This window comes from Pseudomonas sp. M1 (assembly GCF_022760135.1).
In the GTDB taxonomy this organism is placed as follows: domain Bacteria; phylum Pseudomonadota; class Gammaproteobacteria; order Pseudomonadales; family Pseudomonadaceae; genus Pseudomonas; species Pseudomonas citronellolis.
The window spans coordinates 4,371,761-4,385,936 of record NZ_CP094343.1; the positions used below are offsets into that span (position 1 = coordinate 4,371,761).

General features: G+C 68.3%; 12 protein-coding genes. 4 read left to right on the forward strand and 8 right to left on the reverse strand.

The genetic code is table 11. The annotated features are described in order from the left end of the window. Positions 1–12: 12 nt before the first annotated feature. The 3 genes from PM1_RS19115 to PM1_RS19125 form a co-directional block, all read right to left on the reverse strand. On the reverse strand, positions 13–825 hold the full coding sequence (locus tag PM1_RS19115) for a crotonase/enoyl-CoA hydratase family protein (protein ID WP_009619220.1): 813 nt from the start codon (positions 823–825) through the stop codon (positions 13–15). 137 nt (positions 826–962) lie between these two features. After that, positions 963–2,315, reverse strand: coding sequence for an amino acid permease (locus PM1_RS19120; protein WP_009619219.1), 1,353 nt, complete (start codon positions 2,313–2,315; stop codon positions 963–965). A gap of 37 nt (positions 2,316–2,352) precedes the next feature. Then, entirely contained in the window at positions 2,353–4,620 is a 2,268-nt protein-coding gene (locus tag PM1_RS19125) for an Orn/Lys/Arg family decarboxylase (RefSeq protein WP_009619217.1), read from the reverse strand. Between the two features lie 397 nt (positions 4,621–5,017). Between PM1_RS19125 and PM1_RS19130 the strand changes: the two genes are divergently transcribed. Both PM1_RS19130 and glpD read left to right on the forward strand, forming a co-directional pair. Then, positions 5,018–5,773, forward strand: a complete 756-nt coding sequence (locus tag PM1_RS19130) for a DeoR/GlpR family transcriptional regulator (protein WP_009619214.1) — start codon at positions 5,018–5,020, stop codon at positions 5,771–5,773. 141 nt (positions 5,774–5,914) lie between these two features. Continuing rightward, positions 5,915–7,453: a glycerol-3-phosphate dehydrogenase gene (glpD, locus tag PM1_RS19135; RefSeq protein WP_009619213.1), complete on the forward strand. Its 1,539-nt coding sequence runs from the start codon at positions 5,915–5,917 to the stop codon at positions 7,451–7,453. A gap of 7 nt (positions 7,454–7,460) precedes the next feature. On the opposite strand, the gene PM1_RS19140 is transcribed toward glpD, so the two are convergent. From PM1_RS19140 to glnH, 5 genes are read right to left on the reverse strand one after another with little or no spacing between them, the layout of a single operon-like run. Next, complete coding sequence (locus PM1_RS19140; RefSeq protein WP_024128311.1) at positions 7,461–8,363, reverse strand: MurR/RpiR family transcriptional regulator; 903 nt, start codon at positions 8,361–8,363, stop codon at positions 7,461–7,463. Further along, a complete protein-coding gene (locus PM1_RS19145; protein WP_043300065.1) occupies positions 8,363–9,418 on the reverse strand; it encodes an acyl-CoA--6-aminopenicillanic acid acyl-transferase in 1,056 nt (351 codons plus the stop codon). The genes PM1_RS19140 and PM1_RS19145 overlap by 1 nt, the downstream gene beginning before the upstream one ends. A 10-nt stretch (positions 9,419–9,428) precedes the next feature. Beyond that, positions 9,429–10,151 (reverse strand): glutamine ABC transporter ATP-binding protein GlnQ, encoded by a 723-nt coding sequence (gene glnQ / locus PM1_RS19150; protein ID WP_009619208.1) that lies wholly within the window; start codon positions 10,149–10,151, stop codon positions 9,429–9,431. Further along, entirely contained in the window at positions 10,148–10,804 is a 657-nt protein-coding gene (glnP, locus tag PM1_RS19155; RefSeq protein ID WP_009619207.1) for a glutamine ABC transporter permease GlnP, read from the reverse strand. Before glnP ends, glnQ begins: the two co-directional genes overlap by 4 nt. A gap of 17 nt (positions 10,805–10,821) precedes the next feature. Then, positions 10,822–11,565 carry a glutamine ABC transporter substrate-binding protein GlnH gene (glnH, locus tag PM1_RS19160; protein ID WP_009619206.1) on the reverse strand — a complete coding sequence of 248 codons (744 nt, stop codon included), beginning with the start codon at positions 11,563–11,565 and terminating at the stop codon, positions 10,822–10,824. A 365-nt stretch (positions 11,566–11,930) separates the two neighbouring features. Here glnH and PM1_RS19165 point away from each other — a divergent pair, with 365 nt between their 5' ends. Then, positions 11,931–13,259, forward strand: coding sequence for an aspartate aminotransferase family protein (locus PM1_RS19165; protein ID WP_009619205.1), 1,329 nt, complete (start codon positions 11,931–11,933; stop codon positions 13,257–13,259). Positions 13,260–13,268: 9 nt separating this feature from the next. After that, positions 13,269–13,832: a carboxymuconolactone decarboxylase family protein gene (locus PM1_RS19170; protein WP_009619204.1), complete on the forward strand. Its 564-nt coding sequence runs from the start codon at positions 13,269–13,271 to the stop codon at positions 13,830–13,832. Positions 13,833–14,176: the final 344 nt, after the last annotated feature.

Sequence of the window (14,176 nt, forward strand, 5' to 3'; positions counted from 1 at the left end):
AGTAATGGGGCATCAGTCGGCGAACTCCGGCTGCTGCTTGCTCATGTGGGCGGCCATGGCCTTCTGCAGGTCGGCCGATTGCAGCATGGCAGCGTTCCAGGTGGCGATGTATTCCAGGCCGTCCTCGACGCTGTGGTCGCGGGCGTAGCGGATCATCTCCTTGGTGCCGCGGATGGCGATCGGCGACTTGCCGGCGATCTGCCGCGCCAGCTCGAACACGCCGTCGAGCAGCGCCGCGCTGTCGGCGTAGCTGCGGTTGACCAGGCCGATGCGCATCGCCTCGGCGGCGTCGACCATGCGCCCGGTGTAGGCCAGCTCGCGCATGATGCCGTCGCCGATCAGCCGCGGCAGGCGCTGCAAGGTGCCGACGTCGGCGGCCATGCCCATGTCGATTTCCTTGATGGAGAACTGCGCGTCTTCGCTGCAGTAGCGCATGTCGCAGGCCGAGATCAGGTCGATGGCGCCGCCCAGGCAATAGCCCTGCACGGCGGCGAGCACCGGCTTGCTGCAGGCGTCGATGGCGTTGAACGAGGCCTGCAGTTCGAGAATCTTGCGGCGCAGGGCGCGGGCGTTGCGGCCGACGTCCTTGCCCAGCTGGCTGCCGGCCTGGGCCAGCAGCATCAGGTCGATGCCGGCGGAGAAATGCTTGCCGGCGCCGGAAATCACCACCACGCGGACTTCATCCGTTTCATCGGCCCAACGGAAGATATCGACGATCTCGCGCCAGAAATCGGCGTTCATCGCGTTGACTTTTTCCGGGCGATTGATGATCACATGCGCGATCTTGTCGGCCAGTTCGACGCGAAATGCTTTGTACTCGGTCACGGGGGAAACCCTCGGGAATGCCCTGCTCTGCTGTGCGCGGCAGTTCTTGTAGTGATGGCGTGCCACTATAACAAGGCAAGGGCAAAAGTCGATGCCGGCCTATGTGACACAGGGCACGCTCCAGCTGCGAACGGGCGCTAGTCGATTTCCGCCACCGGCAGGCCCTGCTGGCGGTTGCGCCATTGCCGCCAGGTGTACATCGGGATGCCCGCCATGAACACCAGGAAACCCCAGAAGATGGCCTGCTCACCGGTGCCGTAGAGGGCCCACAGCGAGTAGAGGAAGCCCAGCGAGCCGACGGCGATCAGCTGCGGCCGCGAGCGCGGCGAGAACTCGCTGGTGCGCACCGCCAGCAGTTGCAGCAGCGCCGCGGTGCAGAAGGCGTAGGGCACCACGCCGGTCATGGTGCCGAGCAGGATGATGACGTTGAACACGTCCACCAGGTCGCCCTGGCCGTCGATCAGCACCAGCACCGTCACCAGCAGCCCCGAGGCCCACAGGCCGTTGGCCGGGGCGCCGTGCTTGTTGAGCTTGCCGAGGGATTCGGGGAACAGCCCGTCGCGCGCCGGCGCCACCGGGATCTGCCCCTGCAGCAGCACCCAGCCGTTGAGCGCGCCGAGGCAGGCGATCACCGCGCCGGCGGCCACCAGGTAGTAGCCCCAGTCGCCCATCAGCACGCGCGCGGCGTCGGCGAAGGGCGAGGTCGACTTGGCCAGCACCTCCGGCGGCATCAAGCCCTGCACCGAGGTGATCGACAACACGTACACCCCGGCCGCGGCCAGGGTGCCGAACAGCGTGGCGCGCGGGATGGTGCGCTTGGGGTCGCGCACATCGTCGGCCGGCACCGTCGCCGACTCCAGGCCGATGAACGACCAGAGCGTCAGCGCCGCGGTGGTGGCGATGGCCTGGGCGTAGCCCATGTTCGGCAGTTGCTCGCGCGGCGGGATGGCCAGGTAGTCGGGGTTGAAGTGCAGCCAGCCGAGCACCCCGACCAGCAGCAGCGGGATCAGCTTGAGCGCGGTGAGCAGGTTCTGCACCACGGCGAAGGTGGCGATGCCGCGCAGGTTGATGAAAGTGCACAGCCAGATGGCGCCGATGGCGGTGGCCACCATCAGCAGCGGGTCGGCCAGCGCCGGGATGAACACCCGCAGGTAGCCCACCAGGGTCACGGCGATGGCGGCGTTGCCGATCCACGCGGCCTTCCAGTAGGTCCAGGCGCACAGGTAGCCGGCGAAGCTGCCGAAGCCCTCGCGGGTGTAGGCGTAGGGCCCGCCGGCGCCGGGGTTGAGCCGCGCCAGGCGGGCGAAGGTGAAGGCCAGCAGCACTGCGCCGGTGCTGGAGACCAGCCAGCCGAACAGGCTGAGCCCGCCATAGGCGGCGAGGCTGGAGGGCAGCAGGAAGACGCCCGAGCCGACCATGTTGCCGATCACCAGCGCGGTACAGCTCCAGAACCCCATGCTGCCTTTCTTGGCAGCCTCTCCCCCGCTCATCCTCGCTCCTTAGGTTCCGCCGCCCTGGACGACGGAATCAGCTGTCGGCATTTTCCACGATGCACTCAACTGTATAGCAGCGCCGGCCGTCCACGTCCTGCACCTGCAGGCCATGCACATCGGAATCGAAACCGGGGAAGTCGTGTTCGAAGGTCCGGGCGAAGGCCAGGTAGTCGAGGATCGAGCGCGTCGCCTCGGTGAAGCGCTCGCCCGGCATGATCAGCGGGATGCCCGGCGGGTAAGGCACCAGCATGACCGCGGCGATGCGCCCTTCGAGGCGCTCGATGGGCACCGCCTCGACCTCGCCGCGCACCAGTTGGGTGTAGGCATCGGCCGGGCGCAGCGCCAGTTCCGGCAGGATGGTGTACATGCGGCGCATGGCCTTGGCCGTGGCGTGCTCGCGGTAGCAGGCGTGCAACTGCTCGCAGAGGTCGCGCAGACCCATGCCGGCGTAGCGCGCCGGGGCGGCCTGGAGCACGCTGGGCAGGGCCTCGGATAGCGGCGCGTTGCCGTCGTAGCTGCGCTTGAACTCCAGCAGCTCGGTGACCAGGGTGCTCCACTTGCCCTTGGTCACGCCCATGGAGAACAGCACCAGGAAGGAGTACAGGCCGGTCTTCTCCACCACCAGGCCGCGCTCCCAGAGGAAGCGGCCGACCACCGCGGCGGGAATGCCGTGCTCTTCAAGGCGCCCGGCGGCGTTCAGGCCCGGGGTGGCCAGGGTGACCTTGATCGGGTCGAGCAGCACGTAGTCGTCTTCCACCTCGCCGAAGCCGTGCCACTCGGCGTCGGGCTCCAGCAGCCAGTCGCGGGTGCGCACCTCATCGGTGCCCTCCACCCCCGGCGGCTGCCACACGCAGAACCACCAGTCGCCGGCCGCCAGGTTCTGCTGCACGTTGGCCAGGGCGCGACGGAAGCTCAGGGCCTCGTCGAAGGTCTCCTGGATCAGCGAACGCCCGGCCGGGCCCTCCATCATCGCCGAGGCCACGTCCAGCGAGGCGATGATGCCGTACTGCGGCGAGGTGGAGATGTGCATCATGAAGGCTTCGTTGAAGCGCGCGCGGTCCAGGCGCCGCTTGCCGCCGTCCTGCACGTGGATCATCGAGGCCTGGCTGAAGGCCGCCAGCATCTTGTGGGTGGAATGCGTGGTGAACACCAGCGGGCCGTCCTCGCCGCGGCTGGTGGCCATGCCGTAGCGGCGGTCGTAGAACTCGTGGAAGGCGGCGTAGGCGTACCAGGCCTCGTCGAAGTGCAGCACCTCGACGCTGCCGTCCAGGGCCTGCTTGATCAGCTCGGCGTTGTAGCACAGGCCGTCGTAGGTGGAGTTGGTCACCACCGCCAGCCGCACCTTCGGCTCGCGGCCGCGGGCCAGGGGGTTGGCGGCGATCTTCGCGGCGATCGACTCGCGGCTGAACTCGGACAGCGGAATGGGCCCGATGATGCCCAGCTCGTTGCGCTCCGGGCACAGGTACAGCGGGATGGCGCCGGTCATGATGATCGAGTGCAGCACCGACTTGTGGCAGTTGCGGTCCACCAGCACCAGGTCGTCGCGGCTGACCATGGAGTGCCAGACGATCTTGTTCGCCGTGGAGGTGCCGTTGATCACGAAGAAGGTGTGGTCGGCGCCGAAATTGCGCGCGGCGCGGGCCTCGGCCTCAGCCAGCGGGCCGGTGTGGTCCAGCAGCGAGCCCAGTTCAGGCACCGATACCGAGAGGTCCGAGCGCAGGGTGTTCTCCCCGAAGAACTGGTGGAAGGCCTGCCCCACCGGGCTCTTGCGGTAGGCCACGCCGCCGCCGTGGCCGGGTGTGTGCCAGGAATAGTTGGACTGCGCGGTGTGCTCCACCAGGGCGCGGAAGAACGGCGGCAGCAGGCCCTCCAGGTACTTGCGCGCGGCCCGCGAGACCTGGCGGGCGAGGAAGGGCACGGTGTCTTCGAACAGGTAGAGGATGCCGCGCAGCTGGTGCAGGTCGGCCATGGACTCGGCCGGTGCGTTCTCGATGGTCATCTGCTCGCCGAGGGCGAAGATCGGCAACTGCGGCGCCCGCACCCGCGCCACGCGGATCAGCTCCACCACGTCCTGCAACAGGCGCTGGTTCTCCCCCGCCCCCTCGGCGGCGACCAGGATGCAGGCCAGGCCATGGTGGGTGGAGGCGACGATGCGCCCTTCGGTGGCGCTGGCGGTGGAAAGTATGCTGAAGCCGTCCAGCTCCAGTTCGCGGGCGATGCCGCGGACGCGGTCGCCGGCGACGGTGTCGGCCTTGATGTCGCGGTGGACGATGAGGATGGGGAATTTCAGATCTTTATACATTGTGAGCCCCGAATGCTGACGGAGGCTTTCCGTCGATCCCCTGCAGCGTATGGGCTTACATTCCGCAGGGGAATAGGGTCGGCTGTTGGCTATAAGAATAGGTCGCACGGGCGAAAGGCGGGGCTGGGGAGGTCGGCTTCAAGAGCGCCCTCTCGCCAGCGCGCGGAGGTCACCGACTGCGCCGAGGTGCTTTTCGTAGGATGGGTTGAGCCTGCGAAACCCATCGGGCCAGGGTGATGGGTATCGCTTCGCTCAACCCATCCTACGAGGAGACCTGCGCCCGCAGGAGCGGACTCCGTCCGCGATCGGATTCACCGGCGGCACGAACAGCCCCACATGACAGCCCCGCCCCACTCCGGCATCCTTGACCCTCCGCCCCGCCCCCACGAGAGCGCAGATGAACCTGCCCCCCCGACAGCAAGACATCCTCGACCTGGTCCGCGAACGCGGCTACCTTAGCATCGAGGAGCTGGCCCAGCAGTTCGCCGTCACCCCGCAGACCATCCGCCGCGACATCAACCAGCTCGCCGAGCGCAGCCTGCTGCGCCGCTACCATGGCGGCGCGGCCTGGGACTCGAGCATCGAGAACACCGCCTACAACACCCGCGCCGACCAGATGCGTGACGAGAAGCAGCGCATCGCCGAGGCGGTGGCGGCGCAGATTCCCGACGACGCCTCGCTGTTCATCAACATCGGCACCACCACCGAGGCCATCGCCCGCGCCCTGCTCGGGCATCGCCACCTGAAGATCATCACCAACAACCTGCACGTCGCCGCCACCCTCAGCGCCAAGGACGATTTCGAAGTGCTGGTGGCCGGCGGCACCGTGCGCGGCGACGGCGGCGTGGTCGGCCAGGCGGCGGTGGACTTCATCGAGCAGTTCCGCGCCGACTTCGCCCTGGTGGGCATCAGCGGCATCGACGACGACGGCAGCCTGCTGGACTTCGACTACCAGGAAGTGCGCGTCTCCCGCGCCATCATCGACAACGCCCGGCAGGTGTTCCTCGCCGCCGACTCCAGCAAGTTCGGGCGCAACGCCCTGGTGCGCCTGGGGCCGATCGGCCTGGTCGACCGCCTGTTCACCGACGCCGCGCCGCCGCCCGCCGTGGCGCGCCTGCTGGCCCAGCACAAGGTGCAGCTGGAGCTGGTCTGACGCGCTTTACGTTCGAATCCGAAAATCCCCGGTAAATCAGCCGAATGGCTGGACTTCAGCCTAGCCATTCGGCGCTCGCTCGCCTATTCTATTTTCGAATTCGAACGCATTCATGTTCATTTACAGCCAAGAGGACGCCCCATGAGCCATTCCCACAAGCGCTCCGCTCCCCTGGCTGAGGTCTACGACCTGGCGGTGGTCGGCGGCGGCATCAATGGCACGGGCATCGCGGCGGACGCCGCCGGGCGCGGCCTGCTCACCTTCCTTTGCGAACAGCACGACCTGGCCAGCCACACCTCCTCGGCCAGCAGCAAGCTGGTCCACGGCGGCCTGCGCTACCTGGAGCACGGCGAATTCCGCCTGGTGCGCGAGGCCCTGGCCGAGCGCGAAGTGCTGCTGGCCAAGGCGCCGCACATCGTTCACCCGCTGCGTTTCGTGCTGCCGCACCAGCCGCACCTGCGCCCGGCCTGGATGATCCGCACCGGGCTGTTCTTCTACGACCACCTGGGCCGGCGCGAGAAGCTGCCCGCCTCGCGCGCTCTGCGTTTCGGCGCCGACAGCCCGCTGCAGGAGCACCTGCGCCGCGGCTTCGAGTATGCCGACTGTTCCGTCGACGACGCCCGCCTGGTGGTGCTCAACGCCATGGCCGCCCGTGAGCGCGGCGCCCACGTGCACCCGCGCACCCGCTGCGTCAGCGCGCGGCGCAGCAAGGGCCTGTGGCACCTGCACCTGGAGCGCGACGACGGCAGCCTCTACTCGATCCGCGCCCGCGCCCTGGTCAACGCCGCCGGGCCCTGGGTGGCGCAGTTCCTCCGCGACGACCTGCGCCAGCGGCCGCCCTACGGCATCCGCCTGATCCAGGGCAGCCATCTGGTGGTGCCGCGGCTGTACGAGGGCGAGCAGGCGTACATCCTGCAGAACGAGGACCGCCGCATCGTCTTCGTCATCCCCTACCTGGAGCGCTTCACCCTGATCGGCACCACCGACCGCGAATACCTGGGCGACCCGGCGAAGGTGCAGATCAGCGACGAGGAAACCGGTTACCTGCTGGCGGTGGTCAACGCCCACTTCAAGCGCCAGCTGCATCGCGAAGACATCCTCTGGAGCTTCTCCGGGGTGCGCCCGCTGTGCGACGACGAGTCCGACGAGCCGTCCGCCGTCACCCGCGACTACACCCTGTCGCTGCAGGGCGCGCCGGGTGAGGCGCCGCTGCTGTCGGTGTTCGGCGGCAAACTGACCACCTACCGCAAGCTGGCCGAGGCCGCCCTGGCCGAGCTGGCACCGACCTTCCCGCGCCTGGGCCCGGCCTGGACCGCCGATGCCCCGCTGCCCGGCGGCGAAAACATGACCAGCCCCGAGGACCTGGCCGTCGAACTGCTGGCCAGGCACCCCTGGCTGTCGGCCGGCCTGGCGCGGCGCTGGGCCACCAGCTACGGCACGCGCAGCTGGCGCCTGCTCGACGGGGTGAAGGGCGAAACCGACCTGGGCGAACACCTGGGCGCCGGGCTCTACGCCCGCGAGGTGGACTACCTGTGCCGCGAGGAATGGGCCGAGAACGCCGATGACATCCTCTGGCGCCGCAGCAAGCTGGGGCTGTTCCTCGATGCCGCGCAGAAACTGCGCCTGGCCGAGTACCTGGCGCGAGAACATCCGCGCAAGGCCAGCGTGCAGGTAGCCTGAGGCGGGCTCAGAGCGAAGCGTTCAACTCGCTGATCAGCGCCTCGCGGTGCTTGAGCGAGGCCAGCGCACTCTCGCCCAGCCGTCCGGCCACTTCGCTGAGCAGCCCCTGGGCCAGGAGCATGAAGGCGCACATGCTGTTGCTGTAGAACAGGCTGTGGTTGGGCACGTAGAAGCTGTGCGCCGCCACCCGCGCCAACGGCGAACTCGAAGAATCGGTCAGGGCCACCACCTCGATGCCGTGGCGCGCCGCCACTTCGGCGGTGGCCAGCACGCTGGGCGTATAGGGGAAGCAACTGGCGACCACCAGCACGTCGCCGGCATCCAGTTGGGCGAGCGCATCGGCCACGCCCTGGCGGTTGGAGTCCAGCGCCGCCACATCGGGGCGCAGCATCCCCAGGCCGTAGGACATGAACAGCGCCAGCGAGGTGAACTGGCGCATGCCGTGGATGCGCACGCGGCGCGCGCCGGCCAGCAGTTCCACCACGCGGGCGAACGCTTCCGGCTCCACCTGCTCGATCAGGCTGGCGATGTTGGCGCTTTCCTGCCGGCCCAGGCGCGTCAGGCGCGACAGGGTGCTGTCGGCGGGGGTCAGCAGCAGGCGCGAGGCCTGGTCGCTGTAGAAGCTCTTGCCCTCGGTCAGCTCGCGGCGGAACACGTCCTGGAACTTGCTGAAGCCGCCATAGCCCAGGCGCTGGGCCAGCCGCGAGAGGGTCGAGGCATTGACCCCCAGCTGCTCGGCCAGCTCACTGATGGACGACACCGCGGTGCGCTGCGGCGCCTCGATCAGCGCCGTCAGCACGCGGCGCGAGCTGGCGCCCAGGGAGATGCCCGCCTCGCCGCGCTCGATGTCCTCCAGCAGTTGCTTGAGGGCTCCCAGGTTGTCGGGCAGGGCGGCGGGCGCTTGGCTCATCATGCAGGTCCAGGTTCGGGATCGGGGCGGACACTGCCCCGGGCCTCGACCTCGCGGGTGTCGGGCTGGCAGTGGACGCGCCATTCTACCGAGTTCGCCCCGATGCGGAACACGGCCGTGGCCAGGGTGTTCTCCTCGTCCGGGTCGTCCGCCGCGCGGCGGTACACCGGCAGTTCGGCATCCGCCGTGTCGCGCAGGATGGCCAGCGCTTGGCCCTCGTCCAGCAGCGCAGGCGCCCCGGCCAGCAAGGCACCGACGCGCTGCTGGCGGCTGCCGGAACTGCCGGTGATGCGCTGGCCGGCGGCGTCCAGGCCGGCATCCAGCAGGTGGTTGGAATGCCCCGCCGGGTGCTGGATTTCCCGCACCGCCACGCCGGTGGAACAGGCTTCGACGCTGAACAGCTGGCTCGCCCCCACCTGCCCCAGGGCATGGTGGAAGGCCCCGGCGCGCCCCGCCGTGGACAGCACGGCGACGGCCTGCGCCAGGCTGCCGGCATCCAGCACCGCCCGAGCCAGCACCTGGCGCGGCAGGCCCGCCGGGATGGCGCGCGGGCGGATGTTGTTGACCGTGCTGACCAGCCCGCGCTCGTTCACCGCGAAGGTATGGCCGGGGATCGAACCGGGGTAGACGAAGCTGGTGAAGCCCAGTCCCTGCTTGGGTTGCGCCTGGAGCAGGCCGCAGAAGCCGTCGAGCGAAGGCAGGCCGTCCTCGTTGTGAGCGATCAGCCAGCCGCCCTCGGCGGGGCCGAACACCGTGGTGCAGCCGTCGACGCTGGCATCCTGGACGAAATCGCCACGGCAGTTCCACAGGAAGACTTCTTCCAGCGGCAATTCCAGGCCGTCGGCCAGGCCGCGCAGCTCGTCCCAGATGCGCGGGAACTGCGCCTGGACCTGCGCCTGCATATGCTGCGCCGCGGCCGAGCCGGCCCGCGCCGCCAGGCTGCGCCACAGCGGCAGCGGGCGCAGGCGCTGATGCACCGCGTCGCGGCCGAAGCGGCCCAGGCCCAGGCCGATTTCGTAGGCGCTGCCGGCAAGGTTCAGGGGGCTCAGGCTCATGGGGCGACCTTCAGGCGACATGTTGCAGGAACTCCCGCAGGCGCGGGCTGGTGGGGTTGCCGATCAGGCTGGCGGGCTCGCCGTCCTCGGCGATGCGGCCCTTGTCGATGAAGATCAGCCGCGAGGCGACCTTGCGCGCGAAGTCGATCTCGTGGGTGACGATGACCATGGTCATGCCCTCCTCCGCCAGGTCCTTCATCACCTGCAGCACCTCGTGGCGCAGCTCCGGGTCCAGCGCCGAGGTCGGCTCGTCGAACAGCATCAGCTTGGGCTTCACCGCCAGGGCGCGGGCGATGGCCACACGCTGCTGCTGGCCGCCGGAGAGCTCCGAGGGGTAATGCCCGGCGCGCTCGGACAGGCCGACCTTGGCCAGCAGCTCGCGGGCCAGCGCCTCGGCCTCGGCCTTCTTCGCCCCGCGCACGCGGATCGGGCCGAAGGCCACGTTCTCCAGCGCGGTCATCTGCGGAAACAGGTGGAACTGCTGGAACACCATGCCCGCCTCCTGGCGGATCAGGCGCTCGTCCACCTTGGGGTCGTTGACCTCCATGCCGTCGACGAACAGCTCGCCGCCGGTGATCACCTCCAGCTTGTTGATGCAGCGCAGCAGTGTGGACTTGCCCGAGCCGGAGGGGCCGATGATCACCACCACCTCGCCGGAACCGATCTTCAGATTGATGTCGTGGAGCACCTCGGTCTGGCCGAAATGCTTGGAAACCCGCTTGAACTCGATCATAGGATCTTCAGCCTCGACTCCATGCGCCGCAGCACGTAACTCAATACCAGGGTGATGACCAGGTAGATCACCGCCACCGCCGACCAGATCTCCATCGCCCGGAAGTTGCCGGCGATCACCTCCTGGCCCTGGCGGGTCAGCTCGGCCACGCCGATGACGATGAACAGCGAGGTGTCCTTGATGCTGACGATCCACTGGTTGCCCAGCGCCGGGATCATCCGCCGGAAGGCCAGCGGGGCGATCACGTAGCGCAGGGTGTCGCGCCCGGACAGCCCCAGGGCCAGCCCCGCCTCGCGGAACCCGCGGTTCACCGAGAGCAGCGCGCCGCGGGTGATCTCGGCGATGTAGGCGCCGGAGTTGATCATGATGGTGACCACCGCCGCGCTGAACGGATCGATGCGCACCGGGACCATCAGCGGCAGGGCGAAGTAGATGAACATCACCTGGACCATGATCGGCGTGCCGCGGATCAGCTCGACGAACACCAGCGCCAGGCGGCTGGAGAAGAAGCCGCCGTAGGCGCGGGCAACGCCGGCCAACAGGCCGATCACGGCGCCGCCGGCAAGGCCGAGGATGGAAATCCACAGGGTCAGCCGGGCGCCCTCGAGCAGCACCGGCAGCGCGTCCCAGATGGCGGACCATTGGAAATGCATGGGGTTCTACCTCCGGCTCACTTGGGGTCGGTGCCGAACCACTTGCGGTAGATCTGCGCGTAGGTGCCGTCTTCGCGCAGCTTCTTCAGCGCCGCGTTGACCGGCTCGCGCAGCTCGCTGCCCTTGGGGAAGCCGATGCCGTACTGCTGCGCCATCATCTGCTCGCCGACCGCCTTCACCTGGCCGTCCCCGGCGGTCTTGATGTAGTAGAGGACGTTGGGCGTGTCGTGCATGGCGGCGTCGACGCGGCCGGTGCGCAGCTCCAGGTAGGCGTTGTCGATGTTGGGGAACTGGCGCAGGTCGGCGGCCTTGAGGTTGGCCTTGGCGTAGTCCGCCGCCGAGGTACCGCTCTTCACCGCCAGGCTCTTGCCGGCGATGTCGGCCTCGCCCTTGATGCTGTCGTTGTCGGCCTTGACCATCAGCAGGAAGCCGCTGTCGTAGTAGCCGTCGGAGAAGTCGATGACCTGCTTGCGGTCTTCCTTGATGGTGATGCCGGCCAGCGCGGCGTCGACGTTGCGCGTCTGCAGCGCGGGGATGATGCCGTTGAAGTCCATCGGCTTGAGCTGGTAGGCGACGCCCATCTCCTTGGCGATGGCCGCCCACAGGTCGATGTCGAAGCCGACGTACTTGTCGCCCTGCTTGAACTCGAAGGGCACGAAGGCGGTGTCGGTGGCGATCAGCAGTTCCTTGTCGGCGGCCATGGAGCTGGCGGCGGCGAACAGGGACAGCGCGGCGAAGGAGGCTTGAAGCAGCTTTTTCATGCAGGTCTTCCTCTTGCAGGTCAGTGGATGCGCCCCGCCTTGGCGGGGCGCGCATTAGCGGCAGTTCGATCGCAACGGGCCGGGGCCCGGACTTTATTGTTTTGAGCGGCTAACCCACGGAAGGGGCTGCATGCACAGAGTGCTTTTTCGCAAAATAAACATGCAATAAATTCGATTGCAAGTATTTTTCTCAAGCCTTGCCAGGGCTTTGCGGACGAGAGCCAGGCGGAATTTCGCCTGGAGCTTCTCTGTTTCGCCGCTTTCAGCCCATCGGGAACTGTCCGGGCTGCGCAACGGGCGCGCAACAAAAGATTGCCAAGATAAAAAATGCAATTAATATTTGCGCAATCACCCCGGAGGTCACCATGAGCCACGTCCTGCACCGCAGCCTCACCCAGTCCTACCCCACGGCCATCCGCGGCGACGGCGCCTACCTGGTCGACAGCGAAGGCCGCCGCTACCTGGACGCCAGCGGCGGCGCGGCGGTGTCCTGCCTGGGCCACAGCGACGCGGCGGTGATCGAGGCAGTGCGCCGGCAGGTCGGCACCCTGGCCTATGCCCACACTTCCTTCTTCACCACCGAGCCCATGGAGCAGTTGGCGGACTTCCTGGTCGCCCGCGCGCCGGTGGGCATGCGCTCGGTGTACTTCGTCAGCGGCGGCTCCGAGGCGGTGGAGGCGGCGCTCAAGCTGGCCCGCCAGTACTTCGTCGAGATCGGCCAGCCGCAACGCACGCACCTGATCGCCCGCCGCCAGAGCTACCACGGCAACACCCTCGGCGCCCTGGCCACCGGCGGCAACGCCTGGCGGCGCCAGCAGTTCCAGCCGCTGCTGATCGACGTCAGCCACGTCAGCCCCTGTTACGCCTACCGCGACCAGGCCGTCGGCGAGACGCCCGAAGCCTATGGCGAACGCCTGGCCCGGGAGCTGGAGGCGGAAATCCTCCGCCTGGGCGCGGACAAGGTCATGGCCTTCGTCGCCGAGCCGGTGGTGGGCGCCACCCTCGGCGCGGTGCCCGCGGTGCCCGGCTACTTCAAGCGCGTGCGGGAAATCTGCGACCGCCACGGGGTGCTGCTGATCCTCGACGAGGTGATGTGCGGCATGGGCCGCACCGGCAGCCTGTTCGCCGCCGAGCAGGAAGGCATCGGCGCCGACCTGATCACCATCGCCAAGGGCCTGGGCGCCGGCTACCAGCCGATCGGCGCCACCCTGGTGAGCGAGCGCATCCACAATGCCATCACCCAGGGCTCGGGCTTCTTCCAGCACGGCCACACCTACATCGGCCACGCCACCGCCTGCGCCGCGGCCCTGGCGGTGCAGAAGACCATCGAGGAACGCGACCTGCTGGCGCGCGTGCGCAGCCTCGGGCTCGACCTGCAGCAGCGACTGCAACAGACCTTCGGCGCCCACCCGCATATCGGCGACATCCGCGGCCGCGGGCTGTTCCAGGGCCTGGAACTGGTGGCCGAGCGCGACAGCAAGGCGCCCTTCCCCGCCGAGGCGAAGCTGCACGCGCGGATCAAGAAGGCCGCCATGCAGGAAGGCCTGCTGTGCTATCCCATGGGCGGCACCCTGGACGGCCGCAACGGCGACCATATCCTCCTGGCGCCGCCCTTCATCCTCGAAGAGGCGCAGCTGGACGAACTGGTGGACAAGCTGCAACGCGCCATCGACCAGGCCATCGGCAGCCTCTGAGGAAAGCCCATGAAGATCACCTCGCGCCTCACCCCGCTCACCGACGAGAACATGGACGACGAGCAGCGCCGTGTGCTGAGCGACATCCTCAGCGGCCCGCGCGGCAACCTCGACGGCCCCTTCCTGGCCTGGGTGCACAGCCCGCAGCTGGCCGACAGCGCACAGAAGCTGGGCGCCTTCTGCCGCTACGGCACGCGCCTGGAACTGCGCCTGAGCGAACTGGCGATCCTGCTTACCGCGGCCTGGTGGCAGTCCCAGGCGGAATGGCAGATCCACGAACCCATCGCGCGCCAGGCAGGTTTGGCCGAGGGCGTGATCGAAGCGCTGCGGCGTGGTGAGGAACCGCCTTTCGAGCGGGATGATGAACGCCTGGTCTATCGCCTGGGGCGTAGTCTCTATGCGAATAAACGCATCGAGCAGGCGCTCTATGACGAGGGGGTGGCTGTCTTTGGCGAGGCAGGGATGGTGGAACTGGTGGGCATCTTCGGTTACTACGCGCTGGTGGCCATGACCCTCAACGCCTTCGCGGTGCAGCGCGAGACGGAGGCGCCGCTGCCCTTCGCCGAGCCCTGAATTGCGGGCGGGCGCGGCTTCCCGTAGGAGCAACCGTCTTGCCAGCCGCGCCGAAGTGCTCTTCGTAGGAGCGGACCTTGTCCGCGATAGCCGGACATTCTGGCGCGATTCGCGGATGAGATCCGCTCCTACGCTGCCCCACCCACGCCATCCCCCCGTAGGAGCGCGCCCTGCGCGCGATTCGCGGGCAGGGCCCGCTCCTACAGGTCGCCGGGGGACACGGTATTCCTCCCCCGTAGGAGCGGACCTTGTCCGCGATGACCGGACGTATCGGCGCGGTTCGCGGATGAGATCCTACGCCGCCCCACCCATGCCACTCCCCTGTAGGAGCGCGCCCTGCGCGC